This window comes from Actinomadura sp. 9N407, from assembly GCF_044326315.1.
In the GTDB taxonomy this organism is placed as follows: Bacteria; Actinomycetota; Actinomycetes; order Streptosporangiales; family Streptosporangiaceae; genus Spirillospora.
In genome coordinates this window covers 32410-51702 of sequence record NZ_JBIRAW010000020.1, presented here as the reverse complement: position 1 = coordinate 51702, position 19293 = coordinate 32410, and the positions used below count along the sequence as shown (strand labels likewise).

Genomic DNA, 19293 nt, shown 5'->3' with positions numbered 1-19293 from the left:
CCGGCAGTGGCAACCATGGAGTCGCCTGAGGCTGAAGGCCACCGCGGCAACGTCGTTACGATGTCCCGTGAGAGGGCACCGCAGGCCTGAGGATTTCGCCTTGGCTCGCTGGATCCCAGTGAATCAGTCCGGGAGTTCGCGCAGGCGAATGTTGATGGCCGTTTCCAGGCGATCGAATTTGGTGAGGTCACGGAAGGCCTGGACGAGCGCGGCGGCCATTGTGGTGATCGACACTGCCGCCGGCCAGGCCGTCGCCAGGCCGGCGAAGGCCGGGCCTCCGACGACCAGTGCAAGGAGCACGCTGATCGAGTCGACGTCGGGAATCGCCAGCCAGCCGAAACCGGCGGCCAGCGGGCCGAAGATTGAGAAGTACAGGAAGCAGACCCACAGCGGTGCGGTCTGGAACCGATCTCGCCAGGTGGCCGTCATGCCGTTCTCCGGCTCGCGTCGGCGTCGTCTGCCGGAGCGTCGGCCATAGCGGGATTTCGGCCGCATTCCAGATTGCGACGATAGACCGGCGACCGGGGAAGGAGGGCCGAGAACCCGAAGACCTGTCGGAAGCATCTGGGATGCTGGGGGCATGGACGAGGTGCGGCGGTCGTACGGGCGGATCGGCACTTGGCTGCGGGAGTACGGGGGCGACCGCGGGCAGGGCGTGTCCGTCGACGGCCGGGCCGTTGAGGGCGTGGTGGGGTCGCCACTGCCCGCGGAGTTGCTGGCGTTCTGGGCACTCGACCTGGACGGCGGCTACTGGCTGCCGCCGGCCGGGGGATTCGCGCTGGAGACGGCCGAAGGGCTGCTGGAGACGCGGGAGATCTGGCTGCAGGTGGCCGGCCAGGAGCCTGACGAGCCTGGACGGTTCGTTCCGGAGTTGCTGCCCATCGCGATGAGCGGCGGGGGCGATGGGCTCGTCGTGGATCTGCGGCCGGGGGATTCGTACGGGGCGGTCTTCCTCTGGGATCACGAGGAATGGGGGCTCGGCATTCCCTTGTGGGCAGGGGTGGCCGAGATGTTGGCCGATGTCGCGGACGCGCTGGAGTCCGAAGGGCCGGCGTTGATGTGGCATGCCGAGAACGGCGGTACGGAGCTTCCCTGCATCGCGGTGCAGGGCGAAGTGGAGTGGCTGTCCGTCAGAGAGGGGCCAGGACCATGAGGATCTCTTCCTGGGTGTCGCGGGGCCAGCGGCCGGTCTCCTGCCAGCCGAGGCGGTTGTAGAAGTTCTCCAGGCCGTGGCCGCCGCAGGCGGCCAACTGAAGGCGTTCGAGGCCCATCTGGTGGTGGGCGATGTGCTGCAGGTGGCGCATCAGGGCGGTGGCCACGCCGCGTTTGCGGTACGACGGGTGCGTTTGCAGGTAGGTGACGCTGCCCCAGTGGGAGATCAGGGGGTTGGCGTCGCGGCTGAGGGTGACCCAGCCGATGGGCGTGGTGCCCGAGAGGGCGGCGAAGAGGCGCTCGCGCTGGGGGTGCATCCGGGCGATGAGGGCGTCCAGGACGGGAGCGATGCCGTGCCGGTCGCGGCCGCCGTCGTGAACGGCCACGTCCGTCCAGCAACTGATCAGGCCGCGGCGCAGGGGAGCGGTGACGTCCGAGCGGTCGGTGAGCTGGATGAGGTCGGGCATACGGGGGTCCACCTCTCACGCTGGTCGCCTTCATGATCCCTGCGAGAGAGGCCGAGTGGAATGGGCGCTTACGAGCTAAATGACCCTAGTTAGGTGATTCTGTTGTGCCGGTCATACCGCCGGGTTCGCCACCGCCCCCTCGGTGCTCAGCAGGACGATCGTGCCCCTCGCGAGCGCGGGTGCGACTCGTACACCGGCGAGGGCGGCGGCTCCGCACGGGCCGGCGGGGATCCCTAGGGCGGTCAGGTCGCGTACGGCCTGGACGGCGGCGGTGTCCGGGATCGCGATGGCGGCGTCCAGTCCGTTCTGGAGGAACGGCCAGGCCAGGCTGGACAGGGTCGCGCAGTTGAGGCCGGCCATGATGGTCGAGCCGGTCGGGACGGTGGTCGGACGTCCGCGCAGGAGGCTCGTCAGGACACAGGCGGCGGATTCGGGCTCGACGGACAGCAGCGTGGTCGCGCCCGCACGGCTGCGGTAGTGGGCGACCGCGGCCTGGGCCAGGGAGCCGACGCCTACGGGGATGGCGACGAGGTCAGGCGTTCCGTCGAGTTGCGCTTCGATCTCGGTGAAGAGCGTCGAGTAGCCCTCGACGATCCACTGCGGGACGTCCTCGTACCCGGGCCAGGCCGTGTCCTGGACGAGGAGTCCCGGCGCTGAGGCGGCGGCGCGTACCGCGTCGTCGTACGAGCCGTCGAGCTCCACCACCTCGGCACCCTCGGCACGGATGGCCGCGAGGGCCTCGGGGTGGACGCCCAGGGGGACGAAAATCTGGGCGGGCAGCCCCAGCATCCGGGCCACGGCGGCGACCGCGCGGCCGTGGTTGCCGTCGGTCGCCGTGACGAGCCGCTCAGGACGGGGGCCCGCCCGCAGGGCGCGGTGAATGCCCCAGGAGGCGCCGAGGATCTTGAACGCGGGAAGCCCGAGCCGGACCGATTCGTCCTTGACGAAGACGCGGTCCGCACCGAGTTCGGTGGCCAGGGCCGGGGCCTCGACCAGCGGTGTCGGGGCGTACCCGGGAAGCGATCGGTGGAAGCCGGCGACGTCCGGCGGGGGCGCGCAGCGCCACGAACGGGCGGCGGGGCGCAGGTAGAGGTCTTCCAGTACGGGAGCCATGCCCGTTACGGTGCCCTGCCCGGTCCGTTCGGTCCAGCGAATGTTTCCGAGCGTTATTCGCCAGGAAGGCTGATGAGATGCTTGATCTCCACAGGCTGCGGCTGCTTCGCGAGCTGAAGCATCGGGGCACGCTCGCGGCTGTGGCGGAGGCGCTCTCCTACAGCCCGTCGTCGGTCTCCCAGCAGCTCTCCGTACTGGAGAAGGAGGCCGGGGTCCGGCTCCTGGAACCGGTCGGACGGCGCGTACGGCTGACCCCGCAGGCCGAGATCCTCGTCGCCCACACCGAGATCGTCCTGGAACGGCTGGAACGGGCCGAGGCCGAACTGTCCGCCTCCCTGACCGATATCAGGGGCGTTCTCCGGATCGCGGCGTTCCAGACGGCGGCGCTGGCCCTCGTACCGAAGGCCCTGAGCCGGCTCAGGGAACGGCACCCGGCACTGCGCGTGGAGGCGACCCAGAGCGAGCCGGAGAGCGCGCTGCCGGCACTCCAGGCACGCGACTTCGACCTGGTCATCACGGAGGAGTACCCCGGGAACCCCGAGGCGAGGCCGGCCGAGATCGAGCATGAGGAGCTCTGCCGGGACGAGATCCGGCTGGCCCTGCCGGCGCGAACCCGCGACCGGCCCGCAGGCCCGAGCACGGCAGCGGGACTGAGCGCGGCAGCGGACCTCCCGTGGGTGATGGAACCGGCGGGCACCGCGTCGCGCCACTGGGCCACGGCGCTGTGCCGGAGCGCGGGCTTCGAGCCGGACGTCCGGTACGAGTCCAGCGATCTCCTGCTCCACCTCCACCTCGTGGAGCAGGGGCACGCGGCGGCGCTGCTGCCGGATCTGGTCTGGTACGACCGGGAGGCGTCCGGGGATCTGCGGAGGCTGCCGGAAGCCCTGCGTACCCGCCGGATCTTCACCGCCGTACGGCGCGGAAGCGGCGACCATCCAGCGATCCGCGCGGGCCGCGACGCCCTCGGGGTAGGGGTTCCTGTACGGGGTACTCAGGGTCCGACTCATGGGGACATAAGGGATTTACCCGATGGCGATGAATCCGCGGGAGGTTCAGAGTCGTATTAAGTAGTAAGGGGCGATGGCGCCCCACCGATGGAAGAAGGCTTCCGATGTCGTCCACGCCGCATCTCAGCCCGTCCGACCTGGCCCAGATCCTGTTCGCCTCGCGGCTGCAGGCATCCGATCACCCGTCGCCCGAGCAGGTGCGGACCGCGATCGACGAGCGGTTGTGCGCGTGCGGCGGCGACCACGCCCCGTGCGCCGCGTACGTCGCCCAGGAGGCCGGGGACCACCCCGAGTCGTACGCGGCGCGGATGCGCTGGGCGCTCAGCACCGTCGGCCATGTCTTCCCCGCCTACGCCACCGCCGCCTGAAGGAGAGGGCCATGCCTTCCCGATTCGCCGAAACCCGCGAGACGATCGTCCCGCGTACGCTCAAGCAGCTGCTCGCCACCGAGGTCCCGGACGGGGCGCGCCGCCGACAACCACGAAGAACGATGGTCCTACGCCGAGCCACCTAGCGCGGGCCACCTAGCGCGCGGGCCACTTGGCGCTCGGGTCACCTAGTGCTTCTTGCGCTTCTTCTTCTTGCTGTCGCTGCCGGACTCCCACTCGTAGCCGGGGGTGTTCTTCTCGCAGAAGCTGTCGGCGACCGTTCTGTCGGTGGCGTCGTGCTCGCAGTGGCGGCTCTCACCGCACGCGCTCACGGCCAGCCCCGCGACCAGCAGGGTGGTGGTGAGGAGAAGGGAGGGGGTCTTCGACATGAACGACGACCTTTCTCGTTCTGATGAGGCTGGGCGAGGCCGGCTCAGAGGCATCCTGACCAGTGACCCACACTCGCCGTACGGTAGCCGGAAAGCGGCTGTACGTGAACGCCGGTCCCGCGATCGGCCCATGACGGCCGGAATCGCGAACTATGCTGGCGGCCGTGAGTGACAAGCCGGCGGACTCCCTGACGGACGACATTTCCCAGAACGGGGCCCCGCCGCCCGGCCGGGAGTACCGGATCGGCGAGCTCGCCCGCGCCGCCGGGATCCCCGTCCGTACGCTGCGGTACTACCAGGAGCGCAAGCTGCTCCCCCCGCCGCGCCGCGAGGGCCGGATCGGGCTGTTCTCCGAGGACCATCTGGCCCGGCTCCGCATGATCGGCAACCTGCTCGAGCGCGGCCACACGCTGGAGGGCATCCGGGAGCTGCTGTCGGCCTGGGAGCAGGGCCACGACATCGAGGCCGTGCTCGGCGTGGAGAAGGCCGTGACCGCGCCCTGGTCCACCGAGACGCCGGTGACGATGACGGTCGCCGAGCTGGCCGCGCTGTTCCCAGGTGAGGTCGACGCGGGCTCGGTCGAACGGGCCGTACAGCTGGGGCACCTCCAGATCGACGGCGACCGCGTCACGCACTGGAGCCGCCGCCAACTGGAGGCCACCGTGGCGCTGGTCCGGGCGGGCGTCCCGCTGAACGAGGTGCTCTCGGCCGGCCAGGAGCTGCAGCGCAGCATGGACGACCTGGCGGCGATGTTCATCCGGCTGATCGCCACGCATGTGGTGGACCGGCTCGCCGACCAGGACCTCGCCGGTCTCACCGAGGTCATCGGCCGGTTGCGGCCGGGCGCGCAGGTGTCGGTGGAGGCCGGTTTCGCCAGGGCGATGGACCGGCAGGTACGGGCGGAGATCGACCGGGTGCTGGGCCGGCTGGCCGCCGAGCCGTCCGGCGAACCGAACCGTCCGGCGAACCGGCCGGAACCGTCCAGCGAACCGGGCCGACCCCTCGGACGAACCAGCCGGAACCCCGGCGAACCGGGCTGATCCGGGCCGGCCCCGGCGAGGCGGCGCGGCGGCGCGGAACGAAGGCGACGATCATCGCGGCATACTTGGACGCATGGTCGACGAAGAGCGCTGGAAGGCCCGCTTCCGAGCCGCCCGGGTGAGCCTGCCCGGCTGGGCCCGGGACGCCCCGCACCGCAGTACCTACCGGTCGAACGTCACCGGGACCTGGGAGATCTACACCTGGGACCGGACGACCGACGCGCGCGGGCAGGTGACCGACCGCCCGAACGGTACGTGGATGGGCGGCGTCGACCCGACCGGCCAGTGGGTCTGGTGGTTCGCCGACACCGACGGCGACGAGTTCGGCATCTGGCGGCGGACACCGTTCGGCGGGGGCGAGGACGCCCCGGCCGTCCCGGGCCTGGAGCCGTCGTACCCGTCCGGGCTCGCCGTGGGCTCCAGCGGCCTCGCCGTGATCGGCCGTACGACCGAGGGCGGCAACACCGTCCACCTGTGCCGTCCCGGCGCGGAGCCCGAGGTGCTGTACGAGCACGCCGAGGACGCGCATGTGGCGGGCCTGTCCCGGGACGAGGGCCTGATCGCGATCGGGCACAGCGAGCACGGCGACAGCCGGCACATGGCGCTGCGCGTGCTCCGTCCCGACGGGATGGAGATCGCCGACCTGTGGGACGGGCCGGGCAAGGGCGTGTACGGCGCCGGGTTCTCGCCGGTGGCGGGCGACACCCGGCTGCTGGTGAACCACGAGCGCCGGGGCCGCGAGGAGCTGCTGGTCTGGGACCCGGTCGCGGGCACCGAGCATGAGATCGTGCTCGACCTGCCCGGCGAGATCAGCGCCGACTGGTACGCCGACGGCTCCGCGCTGCTGGTCTCCCACTCGCACGAGGCCCGCGACGAGCTGTACCGGTACGAGCTGGGCGACGGCATGCTGACCAGGATCGACACCCCGCGCGGCGTGATCGGCGGCGCCACGGCCCGGCCCGACGGGACGGTCGAGTTCTCCTGGTCGTCGGCCGCCGAGCCGCCCGTGGTCCGTTCCACGTCCGGCGCGGTCGTCCTCACCCCTCCCGGCCCGGTGGCACCGCCGTCCGTACCGGTCGAGGACGTGTGGGTGGACGGCCCGGGCGGACGGATCCACGCACTGGTCAGCAAGCCCGCCGAGGGCTCCGGGCCGTTCCCTGCCGTGTTCGACGTCCACGGCGGGCCGACCGCGCAGGACGAGGACTCCTTCGTCCCCTCGGCCGCCGCCTGGATCGATCATGGTTTCGCGGTCGTCCGCGTCAACTACCGGGGCTCGACCGGCTACGGCTCCCAGTGGCGCGACGCCATCGAGGGCCGCGTCGGGCTGACCGAACTGGAGGACATCAAGGCGGTCCGCGACTGGGCCGTCTCGTCCGGCCTGGCCGACCCCGACCGGCTGGTCCTCACCGGCGGGTCCTGGGGCGGGTTCCTGACGCTGCTCGGCATCGGTACGCAGCCCGACGACTGGACGGTCGCGGTCGCCGCCGTCCCGGTCGCCGACTACGTCTCCGCGTACGAGGACGAGATGGAAGGGCTCCAGGCGTTCGACCGTTCCCTGTTCGGCGGCTCGCCCGAGGAGGTCCCCGACCGCTACCGCGAGTCGTCTCCGATCACCTACGTCGAGCAGGTCAAGGCACCGGTACTGATCCTGGCCGGCGAGAACGACCCGCGCTGCCCCATCCAGCAGATCGACAACTACCTGGACCGGCTGGCCGGCCTGGGCCGCGAGCACGAGGTCTACCGGTACGACGCGGGCCACGGCTCGCTGGTCGTCGAGGAACGGATCAAGCAGATGGAGGCGGAGATCTCCTTCGCCCGCCGCCACCTCGGCCTGCTCCGTTGACTCGTGGCGTGTTCGCCCTTCCAGGGCGGTAAGACAGGCGAACACGCCACGAGTCGACCCTGACGCGGGCCAGGCGCGGGTCAGGCGCGGGTCAGGCGCGGACGTCGCGGATGATGTCGACCAGCTCCCGGGTGACCGACTTGAACCCCGGGAGCCGGGACATCGACACCATCCGGTTGACCAGCGGGACGGTGCGTTCGACCAGCAGGTAGGTCTTGCGGCAGCCCGGTGAGCTGTCATGCACCCAGTACAGGACGATGCCCATCGAGTACAGCCACAGCAGCTCGGGCAGCTCCGCCCGAAACTCGCGGTCGATCTTCAGCGACGACCCCTCGACGACCTCGCGGTAGATGTCGACGGCCGACGACCGTGACGGCCCCGCCTCGGCACTGAACGGGTTGAGCGGACTCGTCGGCTCGGCGGCGAACTTGAAGAACTTCCCGGCGAACGCGTGGTACGGCACCATCGTGTCGACCCGCGCCTTCAGTACCCCGAGCAGCCGCGGCGCGAAGTCCCGTTCGGCGTCCAGCACCGCCCGGCACGCCATCACGTGCTCGTCCTGGAGCTGGTCGTAATAGGCCTGGATCAGCTCCTCTTTGGAGCCGAAGTAGTAGTAGGCGTTCCCGACCGAGACGCCGGCCTCCTTGGCGATCGCCCGCATCGTCGTCGCCTCGTACCCGCGCTCACGGAACAGCCGCAGCGCGGTCTCCACGATCAACGCGCGCGTCTGCTCCGACTTCACCGCCTTGGTCTCGGTCACGAGCCCAGCCTAAGGCCGTATCACTGTGGGGGGGCGACCCCCCACGCCCCCCGACGGGGGGGCGCACCCCCTGTGCTCGCTGGCGCTCGCTCCGGGGGCACCCGCCCCTTGGCAGGGGCTCCGCCCCCGCACCCCCGCAAGGGGCTCCGCCCCCTTGACCCCCGCCCGGTGCACTTTCAGCCCAGGCAAGGACGTGAAGCCCCACGTATTGGGGGCCAGGGGGCAGAGCCGCCGTCCGAGCGCGGCCTGCCGGGGGGCGTCTCTCCTACCTGCCAGAGCCGCCGTAGACGACCGCTTCCACCTGCTCCGAGTCGAGTTCGAAGGCGTGGTGGGCGGCCGCGACCGCGGTGTCGAGCTGGTCCTGGGCGACCACGACCGAGATCCGGATCTCCGAGGTGGAGATCATCTCGATGTTGACGCCGGCGGCGGCGATCGCGGAGAACAGCGACGCGGTGACGCCCGGGTGCGAGCGCATCCCGGCGCCGATCAGCGACACCTTGCCGATCCGGTCGTCGTAGCGCAGCGACTCGAAGCCGATCCGCTCCTTGACCTTGTTGAGCGCCGCCAGGGCGGCCTGGCCGTCGGTGACCGGCAGCGTGAACGAGATGTCGGTACGGCCCGTCGAGGCGGCCGACACGTTCTGCACGATCATGTCGATGTTGATCTCGGCGTCGGCCAGCGCGGTGAAGATCGAGGCGGCCTCGCCGACCTTGTCCGGGACCCCGACCACGGTGATCTTGGCCTCGCTCCGGTCGTGCGCGACCCCGGAGATGATCGCCTGTTCCATGTCCCCGTCTTCCTTCCGGACGTCGATGGCGCTGCTGTCGACGACCCACGTGCCTTCGCGCTGGCTGTACGAGGAGCGCACATGGATCGGGATGTTGTAGCGGCGCGCGTACTCCACGCAGCGCAGGTGCAGGATCTTGGCGCCGTTGGCCGCCATCTCCAGCATCTCCTCGTACGAGATGCGCGGGATCTGGCGGGCGTTCGGCACGATCCGCGGGTCGGCGGTGAACACCCCGTCGACATCGGTGTAGATCTCGCACACGTCGGCGTCCAGCGCCGCGGCCAGGGCGACCGCGGTGGTGTCGGAGCCGCCGCGGCCGAGCGTGGTGATGTCCTTGGTGCCCTGCGAGACACCCTGGAAGCCGGCCACGATGCAGATCGAGCCCTCGTCCAGGGCGGTCCGGATCCGGCCCGGCGTCACGTCGATGATCTTGGCTTTGCCATGCGAGCCATCGGTGATCACCCCGGCCTGGGATCCGGTGAACGAGCGGGCCTCGTGGCCCAGGTTGGCGATGGCCATGGCCAGCAGGGCCATCGAGATCCGCTCACCGGCGGTGAGCAGCATGTCCAGTTCACGGGCGGGGGGCAGTGGGCTGACCTGCTCGGCCTTATCGATCAGGTCGTCCGTCGTGTCGCCCATGGCGGAGACCACGACGACGACGTCGTGCCCCGCCTTCTTGTTCGCGACGATGCGCTGGGCGACCGCCTTGATGCGCTCGGCATCGGCGACGGAGGAGCCACCGTACTTCTGCACGACAAGAGCCACGAGTGGGCGCTCCTCGGATAGGGGTCAGGTGTTCCGGCGTACGAGTCTACCGAGACGCATTCGATGCGTTACGGGCAGGTAACTCCCCAGCTGGAACGGCGGCCCCGGCGGGCCGGTCAGGTGACCGCCGCCGCCTCCTCCGGGACGTCCGATCCCTCGGCCACGTCCAGCCGCGCACCGGCGATCACCGCGTGCAGGGCGCGCAGGGCGGCACCGGCATGGTTGCCCCAGTGGTTGAAGTAGGAGTACTGCCACCACCAGAGCGCCTCCAGCGGGCGGTCCTGCTGGTAGTGCCGCAGGCCGTGGACGAGATCGCTGGCCACGTCGACCAGGTCGTCCGACAGCCGGTACGAGGTGGCCTCGCCGTCCTTGTACGGGTCGAAGACCTCGACGTACTCGTCCACCGCGATCAGCCGTTCGGACAGGCCGACGCGGACGGTGTCCAGGTCCGGGTCCTCGCCGACCTCGGGCTCCCAGTTGTCGGGCAGGATCACGTCGGCGCTGGCGCCCAGCTGCGCCCCGGCCAGGATGACCTGCGAGACCTCCAGGAGCAGCAGCGGCACCGTGCGCGGGCCGGCGTCTCCCCGGGCCACGGCCTCCAGGCCGCTGAGGTAGTTCTCCACATGGCACGCGACGCGTTCGGCGAGGGCGTTCCAGTCCTGTGGGCTGTTGGCGTCAGACATCGAGCAGCCTCCGTCCTTCGAATGCGCGGCCCAGCGTCACCTCGTCGGCGTATTCCAGGTCTCCGCCCACGGGCAGTCCGCTGGCCAGCCGGGTGACCTTCAGCCCCATCGGCTTCACGAGGCGGGCGAGGTAGGTCGCGGTGGCCTCGCCCTCGAGGTTGGGATCGGTGGCGAGGATGAGCTCGGTCACGGTGTCATCGGCCAGGCGCTGCATCAGCTCCCGGATCCGCAGGTCGTCCGGGCCGATGCCCTCGATCGGGCTGATCGCCCCGCCGAGCACGTGGTAGCGGCCGCGGAACTCGCGGGTCTTCTCGATCGCGACGACGTCCTTGGACTCCTCGACCACGCAGATGATCGCCCGATCGCGGCGCACGTCCCGGCAGATCCTGCACTCCTCCTCCTCCGCGACGTTGCCGCAGGTCTTGCAGAAGCGGACCTTGTCCTTGACCTCCTTGAGCGCCGTGCCCAGGCGCTCGACGTCGGCGGGATCGGAGGCGAGGAGATGGAAGGCGATCCGCTGCGCGCTCTTGGGGCCGACGCCGGGCAGCCTGCCCAGCTCGTCGATGAGGTTCTGCACGACCCCTTCGTACAACGGTCCCCCTCTCTACAGGCTCGGCTCTTGCGCTCGGACTTCAGGTCGGACTTCAGGTGGACGGTCAGGCGCCCGGCTTCGCGGGGCCCTCCGGCCGGTCCTCGTCGTCGTCCTCGTCCGGGCCGGTGACCTCCTGGACGGGACCACCGGGAAAGCCCGGGAAGCCCGGCAGGTCGGGCATGGCCGGCATGCCGGGAAGCCCCGGCATCCCCTCACCGGGACCGCCGAGGCCCGGGATCCCGCCGCCCAGCCCGGCGGCCAGCGGCCCCATCGTGGACTGCTGCAGCTCGGCGACCTCGCGTCCGGCGTCGCGGATGGCGGCCAGCACCAGGTCCGCGATCGTGTCGGCGGTCTCGGCCGGATCGTCGGCATCGATCGCCTTCGGGTCGATGGACAGGCCGGTCACCTCGCCCTGCCCGTTGACCGTCGCGGTGACGAGCCCGCCGCCCGCGCTGCCGGTCACCTCGGCCTCCGCCAGCTCCTGCTGCGCGGACATGAGCTGCTGTGCCTGCGCCAGGAGATCCTGGATGTTCAAACCACCGGGTTCCACGGCGTGCTCCGTTTCCTTCCGGCCCCCGAGGGACCCTGTCCTCGGCGACCCGCCGACCATCGGACGTCTGTCTTCCCGAGACTACGGGTTTCGCTCCGGATCCGATACGTACCGGCATCCGTCCGGCGATCCCCGCTCAGGTGTTGTCGATCTCACGGATGATCCGCCCGCCCAGCTCGCGCTGGATGAGCGCCATGCCGCCGGCCTCCAGCTCGGACCCGTCGGCGTCGGCGTCCCCTACCGGGTCGACCTCCTCGCGCTCGTCCATCGGCTCGGGCGGCGGAGGCGGCTCGTCCGGCGGCGGATGGCGCGGCGGCGGGGGCGCCTGATCCCGTACGGGGGCGGCGGGCGCCGGCGTGGAGGCGGGCGGCTCGGGCCGTGCGGGCGGCTGCGGCGTCCCGGCACCGGGACGAGGCGACGCGGGCGTGGAGGCCCCCGTGAAGCTCGCCGAAGGGCCGGTCCTGCCGCCGGAACGTCCGCCACGGCCGCCGTCGCCCTGCCCTGAGGGCTGCGCGCCGCCGAGGACGGTGTCGATCCGCCACTCGACGCCCATCCGCTCCTTGAGCACCTCGCGGAGCACGACGTCGCGGCCGCCGTTGGTGAAGTTCGTCCGGGCGCCCTCGGCCTCGAACGACAGCGTGAGCAGGTTGTGGTCCAGGGTGATCGGCCGTACGCCCGACATGATCACCATCCAGGCGACCTTGCTCTTGCCCTTGACGGCCTCGATGATGTCCGGCCAGAGCCGCTGTACCGCCGCGACGTCCATCCCGCCGTCCGCCTGGCCGGAGGACGAGGCCTCGGCCTGGGGCGGCGGAGGCTGCTCCTCGCGGCGTGGCGGAGCCTGGCGCTGCTGCGGCTCCGGAGCCTGCCGCTCCTGGGCCTGGGGCTCCGGAGCCTGCCGCTCTTGCGCCTGGGGCGCGGGAGCGCGGCGTTCAGGCTCCTGACGGGAGGGCTGCTCCTGAGGCTGTACGGGGCGAACGGGCGCCGCCTGGGGCGGAGCCGGCGCGGCCGCGAAGGCCGGCGCGGGACCGCTGCCACCCGAACTGCCGGCCGAACCGCCACCGCCGCCGCCCTGGGCGACCTGGCGCTCCAGGCGGTCGAGCCGGGCGAACATCGACGCCTCGTCCTCGTACGCGGCGGGCAGCAGGATCCGCGCGCAGATGATCTCCAGCAGCAGCCGGGGCGACATCGCGCCGCGCATCTCGGTCAGCCCGGTGTGCAGCAGGTCGGCGGTACGCGCCAGGTCGCCGGGCCCGAGCGAGTCGGCCTGGCGGCGCATCTGCTCCAGCTCGTCCGGCGGTACGTTCAGCAGCCCCGTGCCGCCTGCCTCCGGGACGTTCGACAGGATCACCAGGTCGCGGACGCGTTCCAGCAGGTCGGCGGTGAACCTGCGGGGGTCCTGGCCGCTCTCGATCACCCGGTCGATCGCGGCGAACACCGCGCCGCCGTCGCGGGCCGCGAACGCGCCGATCACCTCGTCCAGCAGCGACGAGTCGGTGAAGCCGAGCAGCGAGACGGCGCCCGCGTACGTGATCCCCTTCTCGTCCGAGCCGGCCAGCAGCTGGTCCAGGATCGACAGCGTGTCCCGGGCCGAGCCGGCGCCGGCCCGTACGGCCAGCGGCAGCGCGGACGTCTCGTACGGGACGTCCTCGGCGCGCAGGATCTCCTCGACCAGCTCCGTCAGCACGCCGGGCGGGATCAGCCGGAACGGGTAGTGGTGGGTCCGGGACCGGATCGTCCCGATGACCTTCTCCGGCTCGGTGGTCGCGAACACGAACTTCAGATGGGGCGGCGGTTCCTCGACCAGCTTCAGCAGCGCGTTGAAGCCCTCGCGGGTGACCATGTGCGCCTCGTCGATGATGTACACCTTGAAGCGCGCCGCCACGGGCGCGAAGAAGGCCCGTTCGCGCAGGTCCCGCGCGTCGTCCACGCCACCGTGCGAGGCGGCGTCGATCTCGATGACGTCGATGTGACCGCTGCCGCCGGGGCCGAGGGCCACGCACGAGTCGCAGGTGCCGCAGGGATCGGGCGTCGGGCCCTTCTCGCAGTTCAGGGACCGGGCCAGGATCCGGGCACTGGAGGTCTTGCCGCAGCCGCGCGGACCGCTGAACAGGTACGCGTGGTTGATCCGCCCGTTGCGCAGCGCCTGCTGCAACGGCTCTGCGACGTGCTCCTGTCCCTTGAGCTCGGCGAACGTCGCTGGCCGGTACTTGCGGTACAGAGCCAGACTCATCGGGGGTCCGCCCTCCTTGCGAAGCAGAGCGTCAGAAGCCAAAAGGACCCCCCGCACACCCGACAGAGCCTGCTTATCCTTGCTGCCTTCCGGCCCTGGGGAGGTTCACAGGGTGACGCCGTGCGAGGGGTCTGCCCAAAGTCTATGGCATTCGCGGGGGCGGGTGCGCACGGATCCCGAGACCGCCGCGTAGGCTCCGGCTTCATGCCCGCCCCCGAACCCCCGTCACCGCAGGAGACGCTCCTGCACATCGCCGAACGCCGGCACTGGGAATCGGCGCGCGACACGGGTGTGTCGTACGCCATGTCCACCCTGGGCCGGACCCTCGACGAGGAGGGCTTCGTCCACTGCTCGTCCGACCTCGCCCAGGTCGAGGGCGTGTTGGCGCGGTTCTACACCGGAGTCGACCGTACGAGCCTGGTCCTGCTGGTGATCGACGTCGCGAGGCTCGACGCCCCCGTACGGTACGAGCCCGCGGGCGACGAACTCTTCCCCCACATCTACGGCCCGATCCCGCCGGCTGCCGTAATCGATGTCCGGTCATTGCCCGCGAGCCGGTAGGCTTACCCGCGGAGGATTCGCCTAGTGGCCTAGGGCGCACGCTTGGAAAGCGTGTTGGGTGCAAGCCCTCACGAGTTCGAATCTCGTATCCTCCGCTCGCACGGCGACTCAGGGCGGTACCCCACCGGGGTGCCGCCCTCAGTGCTTTCCGTGCTCCCCGTCGCTGCTTTCCGTGCTCTCCGTCGCCGAGTCGGCCCTCGGCCGTGACGTAATCGGCGAGATTCAGGAAAGAAAGAGCCGATGGCGAACACGACACGAGGCGCCCGCTGGGCGGTGCCGCTGCTGCTGGTCATCGTCTGGCTGGGCATCGGCGGAACGCTGGGCCCGTACGCCGGCAAGCTCGGCGAGGTGGCCACCAGCGACCAGGCCGCCTTCCTCCCGGAGAGTGCCGAGGCCACCCGGGTGAACGAGGCGCAGCGGGCCTTCCAGCAGGAGAAGGCCGTGCCCGCGATCGTGGTGTGGGAGTCCCGCGACGGCAAGATCACGCCGGACGTGCAGGGCGCGGCGACCCGCGCGCTGGCCTCCCTCAAGGGGGCTCCGGAGCTCGCTGGGCCGGTCTCGCCCGCGTTGCCGTCCGAGGACGGGCGGGCGATGCGGAGCGTCGTACCGCTGCGCCCGGATCTGGGCGACCAGGTGGAGCCGAGCATCGAGAAGATCCGCCAGGCCGCGGCCGGGGTGCGGGGAACGAGCGTCCACATCGGTGGCCCCGCCGCCACGCAGGCCGATCTCAAGGACGCGTTCGCGGGGATCGACGGGCTGCTGCTGGGTGTCGCGCTCGGGGTGGTGCTGCTGATCCTGCTGCTGGTCTATCGCAGCGTCCTGCTTCCCTTGATCATCATCGTCGGGGCGGTGTTCGCGCTTGCCCTGGTCTGCGCCATCGTGTACGCGCTCGCCTCCCGCGACGTCGTGCGCGTCGACGGCCAGGTGCAGGGCATGCTGTCGATCCTGGTCATCGGGGCGGCGACCGACTACGCCCTGCTGCTCACCTCGCGCTTCCGCGAGGAACTCGGCGTACGGAAGGACCGGTTCGCCGCGATCATGGCGGCGACGCGGCGATCGGCGGGCGCGATCATCGCGAGCGCGTCCACCGTCGCGCTCGGCCTGCTGGCGCTGCTGCTCAGCGATCTGACCAACACGAAGGCGCTGGGGCCCGTCGGGGCCATCGGCATCGCGTGCGCGGTGCTGAGCACGCTGACGTTCCTGCCGGCGATGCTCGTGCTGTTCGGGCGTGTGGCGTACTGGCCCGCCCGTCCCGCCGGGCCTGGGGCCGAGGGGCACGCCGTCTGGCGGCGGGTGGCGGCCCTGGTGGACGCGCGTCCGCGCCGGATCTGGATGAGCACCCTGATCCCGCTGCTGGTGTGCGCGGCGTTCATGCCGACGCTCAAGGCGGAGGGCCTGCCGCTGGACGAGACGTTCGTGAACGACGCGCCCTCGGTCCAGGCGCAGCGGGTGCTGAGCGAGCACTTCCCCGGCGGCACCGGTGACCCGGCCGTCGTGATCGCGGACGCCCGGTACGTGAACGACGTCACCAGGGTCGCCGGGAACGTTCCCGGCGTCGCGTCCGCCGCTCCCGTCACCACCGCCGGACGGCCCGGAGCCGGCGAGCCTCAGGTCGTGGACGGCCGGGTGCGGATCGACGTCACGCTCGCGAGCGCGGCGGACGGCGATGCCGCCAAGCGGACCGTGAAGAGGCTCCGTACCGCCGTACACGGCGTACCGGACGCGGGTGCGCTGGTCGGCGGCTACACCGCGCAGCAGGTGGACACCCAGGCCACCGCGACCCGCGACCGCAACGTGATCGCGCCGGTGGTACTGGTGATCATCCTGATCATTCTGTTCGCGCTGCTGCGCGCCGTCCTGCTGCCACTGCTGCTGGTCGGAACGGTGGCGCTCGGCTACTTCGCCACCCTCGGCGTCACCGCGCTGGTGTTCCAGGGACTGCTCGGCTTCACCGGGACGGACGCGTCGGTACCGCTGTACGGGTTCGTCTTCCTGGTCGCGCTAGGAGTCGACTACAACATCTTCCTGATGACGCGGGTCCGCGAGGAGACGCTGGTGCACGGGACGCGGGAGGGCATCCGGCGCGGGCTCACCGCCACCGGCGGGGTGATCACCTCGGCCGGGGTGGTGCTGGCCGCCACGTTCGCGGCGCTGGTGGTGATCCCGCTGGCCTTCCTGGCGCAGATCGCGTTCATCGTCGCGTTCGGCGTGCTGCTGGACACGCTGATCATCCGTTCGCTGCTGGTGCCCGCGCTGGCCCGCGACATCGGCCCCGCCGTGTGGTGGCCCGCGAAGCGTTCCTAGGGCTGCGGCGGGGCGGCGTCCATGTCGTACACGCGGGCGTGCAGGACCGTCCGCTGGTGCAGGGCGGAACGCAGGGCCCGGTGCAGGCCGTCCTCGAGGTAGAGCTCGCCGCGCCACTGCACCACATGCGGGAACAGGTCGCCGTAGAAGGTGGAGTCCTTGGCCAGCAGCGACTGGAGGTCCAGCTCCCGCTTGGTGCTGATGAGCTCGTCCAGCCGTACCTGGCGCGGCGGGATCTTGGCCCACTCGCGGGACGTCATGCCATGGTCGGGATAGGGCCGCCCGTCGCCTACCGCCTTGAAGATCACCCTTCGAGTCTACGGCGTCGGGTCGGACCGGAGAAGGGATGGCTCAACCGCCCCGGTCATCCCGCCGGCGGCCTGCGGTCAACCGCTTCTCCACAGGTCGGCGGCCGCGGTGTTCGGCGGTCGGGTGTTCGGCAGCCGGGTGTTCAGCGCGAGACGGCGTTCTCCGGTACGGGGGCCACCATGTCCTTGGGCTCGACGAGCGGCTCGCCGTGCCTGGTGACCGGCCGTACGAAACCGGGACGGGCCACCAGCAGGCCGAAGCCCAGCTGCGGGATCACCAGGACGAGCAGCAGGATCAGCGAGACGTCCCAGCTGCCGGTGGCGCTGTGCAGGACGCCGACCGCCAGCGGGCCGAGGCCGGCCAGCAGGTAGCCGCCGCACTGCGCCATCCCCGAGAGGCTCGCGGCGACCGTGGCGTTCGGCGAGCGCAGGTTCAGCAGCGTGATGGCGAACGGGAACGCGCTGCCCGTGGCCAGGCCGATGATCGTCACCCAGAGCCAGCCCTGGGTGGGCGCCAGCAGCAGGCCCAGCAGGCCCGCGACCATGGTGATGGCGATCACGCCGATCAGCGGCCGCTGGTCGCGCATCCGCGCCGCCAGCACCGGGATCACGAAGCCCAGCGGGATTCCGATGATCATCATCACCGAGACCATCGAGCCCGCCGTGGCGGCCGAGTACCCGTGGTCGCGCATGATCTCGGGCAGCCAGGACAGCAGCACGTAGAACATCAGCGAGGTCAGGCCCATGAACGCCGTGACGAACCACGCCAGCGGCGCCCGCAGCAGCGACCCCTGAGCGGGTGTGGAGGGGGGCGGGGCCTGTGCGGGCTTGGCGGTACGGCGCGCACCGCGCAGGGCCAGCGGGCCCCAGATGAGGACGGCGACCAGCGAGGGAACGGCCCAGACGGCCAGGGCGAGCCGCCAGCCGCCCGCCTCGTTCAGGGGGACGGCCAGGCCGGCGGCGATGGCGCCGCTGGTGGCCATCAGCATCATCGCCATCCCGGTGAGGGCCCCGACCTTGGCCGGGAAGACGCGCTTGATCACGGCGGGGAACAGCACGTTGCCCATCGCGATGCCCGCGCCCGCCATGACGGTGCCGACGAACAGCGCGGAACGGGCCGGGATCACCCGGAGCACGATGCCGGCCGTGACCAGGACGAGCGCGAGGGCGATGGCCTGCTCGGCGCCGATCCGGCGCGCCAGCAGGGGCGCGATGGCGGCGAAGATGCCCAGGCACAGGACGGGGAGGGTGGTGAGGACGCTGACCTCGAAGCCGGAGAGCCCGAACGCGGTCCGCACGTCGGCGAGCATCGGGGCGATGCTCGTGATGGCCGCCCGCAGGTTGACCGTCAGCAGCACGAGGCCGGCGAAGGTCCACACCGCGGTGGCGCGCGTGATGGGTGGAGAGGAGGTCATGTCGCCTTCAATGAGCGGGGAGAGTGGTTCTCGGCTGCGGAACGTTCCAGCGGGACGGCGCGCAGCGTGCGGATGTCCGGGCTAGCGGGCTTCGGGACGGGGGGCCAGGGCGGCGGAGAGTGTCGCCTCGGTCGAACGGAGGATCTCGTCCAGGCAGATGTGGGTCGCGTGGGCGGCGGCCTCGGCGTCGCCGGAGCCGATCGCGGCGGCGATCGGGCCGTGCGGGACGTCGGACTGCTCGGGCCGGAAGCCCGCGGACCCGATGCTGGCCCGCAGCGCCGCGCTGAAGTCGCGGTACAGCTCGATGAGCACCCGGTTGTGGGTGGCCTCCACGACCGCCGTGTGGAACTCCAGGTCGGCCTCGACGAAGTCGTCGAGCGCCCTGGCGGCCCAGGTCGCGTCCCGGCGGGCCAGCGCCGCGCCGATCGCGGCGATGTCGTCGGAGGTACGGCGCGCCGCGGCCAGCCTGGCGGCCTCCACCTCGAACCCGCGCCGTACCTCGAGGATCTCGATCAGCTCGGCGGTCTGCAGCCGGCGCCGTACGGCCCCGGACAGCTCGCTGGTGGCCCGGACGTACGTACCGTCGCCCTGCAGGGACTCCAGCAGGCCGGCGTGGGTCAGCGCGCGGACGGCCTCGCGGACGGTGTTGCGGCCGACGCCGAGGCTCTCCGACAGCGCGGGCTCCGGCGGGATCTTGGCGCCCACCGGCCACGTCCCGGCGGCGATCTCGCCCCGGAGCTGGTCGATGACCTGCTCGACGAGGGACGAGCGGCGCGCTGTGCGCAGGGTCAAGACTCCTCCAGGGGTACCCGATTCACCCAATCATCCTATGTCTCTATCAAAGGATGCCTGCCGGGCTTTATTCCCGCGCACCGTCCCGACGGCTCTGTCGACTCGTGGCGTGTTCGCCTTTTAGCGGCTCAGGAAGGGCGAACACGCCACGAGTCAACGAGGAG

General features: G+C 71.2%; 20 protein-coding genes, 1 tRNA gene, 1 other RNA gene and 1 pseudogene. 9 read left to right on the top strand and 14 right to left on the bottom strand.

All coding sequences use genetic code 11. From position 1 onward, the window contains the following. Positions 1-123: 123 nt before the first annotated feature. Positions 124-429 (bottom strand): hypothetical protein, encoded by a 306-nt coding sequence (locus ACH34Q_RS28190; protein ID WP_395986093.1) that lies wholly within the window; start codon positions 427-429, stop codon positions 124-126. A 151-nt stretch (positions 430-580) separates the two neighbouring features. Between ACH34Q_RS28190 and ACH34Q_RS28185 the strand changes: the two genes are divergently transcribed. Next, positions 581-1153: an SMI1/KNR4 family protein gene (locus ACH34Q_RS28185; protein ID WP_395986092.1), complete on the top strand. Its 573-nt coding sequence runs from the start codon at positions 581-583 to the stop codon at positions 1151-1153. Here ACH34Q_RS28185 and ACH34Q_RS28180 read toward each other — a convergent pair. Then, a complete protein-coding gene (locus tag ACH34Q_RS28180; protein ID WP_395986091.1) occupies positions 1131-1619 on the bottom strand; it encodes a GNAT family N-acetyltransferase in 489 nt (162 codons plus the stop codon). The two genes, ACH34Q_RS28185 and ACH34Q_RS28180, sit on opposite strands and share 23 nt — an antisense overlap. A 111-nt stretch (positions 1620-1730) precedes the next feature. Continuing rightward, positions 1731-2732 (bottom strand): pyridoxal-phosphate dependent enzyme, encoded by a 1002-nt coding sequence (locus ACH34Q_RS28175; RefSeq protein ID WP_395986090.1) that lies wholly within the window; start codon positions 2730-2732, stop codon positions 1731-1733. A gap of 77 nt (positions 2733-2809) precedes the next feature. Here ACH34Q_RS28175 and ACH34Q_RS28170 point away from each other — a divergent pair, with 77 nt between their 5' ends. From ACH34Q_RS28170 to ACH34Q_RS28160, 3 genes are read left to right on the top strand one after another with little or no spacing between them, the layout of a single operon-like run. Then, positions 2810-3799, top strand: a complete 990-nt coding sequence (locus ACH34Q_RS28170) for a LysR substrate-binding domain-containing protein (RefSeq protein WP_395986089.1) — start codon at positions 2810-2812, stop codon at positions 3797-3799. 44 nt (positions 3800-3843) lie between these two features. Continuing rightward, on the top strand, positions 3844-4107 hold the full coding sequence (locus ACH34Q_RS28165) for a hypothetical protein (RefSeq protein WP_395986088.1): 264 nt from the start codon (positions 3844-3846) through the stop codon (positions 4105-4107). Between the two features lie 11 nt (positions 4108-4118). Next, on the top strand, positions 4119-4253 hold the full coding sequence (locus ACH34Q_RS28160) for a hypothetical protein (RefSeq protein ID WP_395986087.1): 135 nt from the start codon (positions 4119-4121) through the stop codon (positions 4251-4253). A gap of 42 nt (positions 4254-4295) precedes the next feature. On the opposite strand, the gene ACH34Q_RS28155 is transcribed toward ACH34Q_RS28160, so the two are convergent. After that, positions 4296-4496 carry a hypothetical protein gene (locus tag ACH34Q_RS28155; RefSeq protein WP_395986086.1) on the bottom strand — a complete coding sequence of 67 codons (201 nt, stop codon included), beginning with the start codon at positions 4494-4496 and terminating at the stop codon, positions 4296-4298. A 164-nt stretch (positions 4497-4660) separates the two neighbouring features. Between ACH34Q_RS28155 and ACH34Q_RS28150 the strand changes: the two genes are divergently transcribed. Together ACH34Q_RS28150 and ACH34Q_RS28145 are read left to right on the top strand one after the other, a co-directional pair. Next, positions 4661-5536, top strand: a complete 876-nt coding sequence (locus ACH34Q_RS28150) for a MerR family transcriptional regulator (RefSeq protein ID WP_395986085.1) — start codon at positions 4661-4663, stop codon at positions 5534-5536. 73 nt (positions 5537-5609) lie between these two features. Then, entirely contained in the window at positions 5610-7379 is a 1770-nt protein-coding gene (locus ACH34Q_RS28145; RefSeq protein WP_395986084.1) for an alpha/beta hydrolase family protein, read from the top strand. Between the two features lie 91 nt (positions 7380-7470). On the opposite strand, the gene ACH34Q_RS28140 is transcribed toward ACH34Q_RS28145, so the two are convergent. The 7 genes and pseudogenes from ACH34Q_RS28140 to ffs form a co-directional block, all read right to left on the bottom strand. Further along, positions 7471-8139, bottom strand: a complete 669-nt coding sequence (locus tag ACH34Q_RS28140; RefSeq protein WP_395986083.1) for a TetR/AcrR family transcriptional regulator — start codon at positions 8137-8139, stop codon at positions 7471-7473. A gap of 265 nt (positions 8140-8404) precedes the next feature. Further along, the gene (locus ACH34Q_RS28135; protein WP_395986082.1) at positions 8405-9691 is read right to left on the bottom strand and encodes an aspartate kinase; all 1287 of its coding nucleotides are present in this window, start codon (positions 9689-9691) and stop codon (positions 8405-8407) included. Between the two features lie 116 nt (positions 9692-9807). After that, complete coding sequence (locus ACH34Q_RS28130; protein WP_395986081.1) at positions 9808-10374, bottom strand: DUF5063 domain-containing protein; 567 nt, start codon at positions 10372-10374, stop codon at positions 9808-9810. After that, a complete protein-coding gene (recR, locus tag ACH34Q_RS28125; protein ID WP_395986080.1) occupies positions 10367-10966 on the bottom strand; it encodes a recombination mediator RecR in 600 nt (199 codons plus the stop codon). Before recR ends, ACH34Q_RS28130 begins: the two co-directional genes overlap by 8 nt. A 187-nt stretch (positions 10967-11153) precedes the next feature. After that, positions 11154-11501 (bottom strand): annotated as a pseudogene (locus ACH34Q_RS28120) (YbaB/EbfC family nucleoid-associated protein); the annotation flags it as partial. Positions 11502-11652: 151 nt separating this feature from the next. Further along, positions 11653-13749 (bottom strand): DNA polymerase III subunit gamma and tau, encoded by a 2097-nt coding sequence (locus ACH34Q_RS28115; RefSeq protein ID WP_395986079.1) that lies wholly within the window; start codon positions 13747-13749, stop codon positions 11653-11655. Positions 13750-13788: 39 nt separating this feature from the next. Beyond that, positions 13789-13884: signal recognition particle sRNA small type (gene ffs / locus ACH34Q_RS28110), an RNA gene on the bottom strand. Positions 13885-13953: 69 nt separating this feature from the next. Here ffs and ACH34Q_RS28105 point away from each other — a divergent pair. The 3 genes from ACH34Q_RS28105 to ACH34Q_RS28095 all read left to right on the top strand — a co-directional run bounded on the left by ACH34Q_RS28105 (position 13954) and on the right by ACH34Q_RS28095 (position 16614). Next, positions 13954-14310 carry a DUF952 domain-containing protein gene (locus ACH34Q_RS28105; RefSeq protein ID WP_395986078.1) on the top strand — a complete coding sequence of 119 codons (357 nt, stop codon included), beginning with the start codon at positions 13954-13956 and terminating at the stop codon, positions 14308-14310. A gap of 10 nt (positions 14311-14320) precedes the next feature. Further along, positions 14321-14405: transfer RNA gene (locus tag ACH34Q_RS28100), tRNA-Ser, on the top strand. 145 nt (positions 14406-14550) lie between these two features. Continuing rightward, positions 14551-16614, top strand: a complete 2064-nt coding sequence (locus tag ACH34Q_RS28095; RefSeq protein ID WP_395986077.1) for an MMPL family transporter — start codon at positions 14551-14553, stop codon at positions 16612-16614. On the opposite strand, the gene ACH34Q_RS28090 is transcribed toward ACH34Q_RS28095, so the two are convergent. From ACH34Q_RS28090 to ACH34Q_RS28080, 3 genes are all read right to left on the bottom strand, one after another. After that, entirely contained in the window at positions 16611-16922 is a 312-nt protein-coding gene (locus ACH34Q_RS28090) for a type II toxin-antitoxin system VapB family antitoxin (protein ID WP_395986076.1), read from the bottom strand. The genes ACH34Q_RS28095 and ACH34Q_RS28090 overlap by 4 nt on opposite strands. Before the next feature lie 143 nt (positions 16923-17065). Next, positions 17066-18337 carry a CynX/NimT family MFS transporter gene (locus ACH34Q_RS28085; protein ID WP_395986075.1) on the bottom strand — a complete coding sequence of 424 codons (1272 nt, stop codon included), beginning with the start codon at positions 18335-18337 and terminating at the stop codon, positions 17066-17068. 81 nt (positions 18338-18418) lie between these two features. Then, the gene (locus tag ACH34Q_RS28080) at positions 18419-19129 is read right to left on the bottom strand and encodes a FadR/GntR family transcriptional regulator (RefSeq protein WP_395986074.1); all 711 of its coding nucleotides are present in this window, start codon (positions 19127-19129) and stop codon (positions 18419-18421) included. Between the last annotated feature and the right edge of the window lie 164 nt (positions 19130-19293).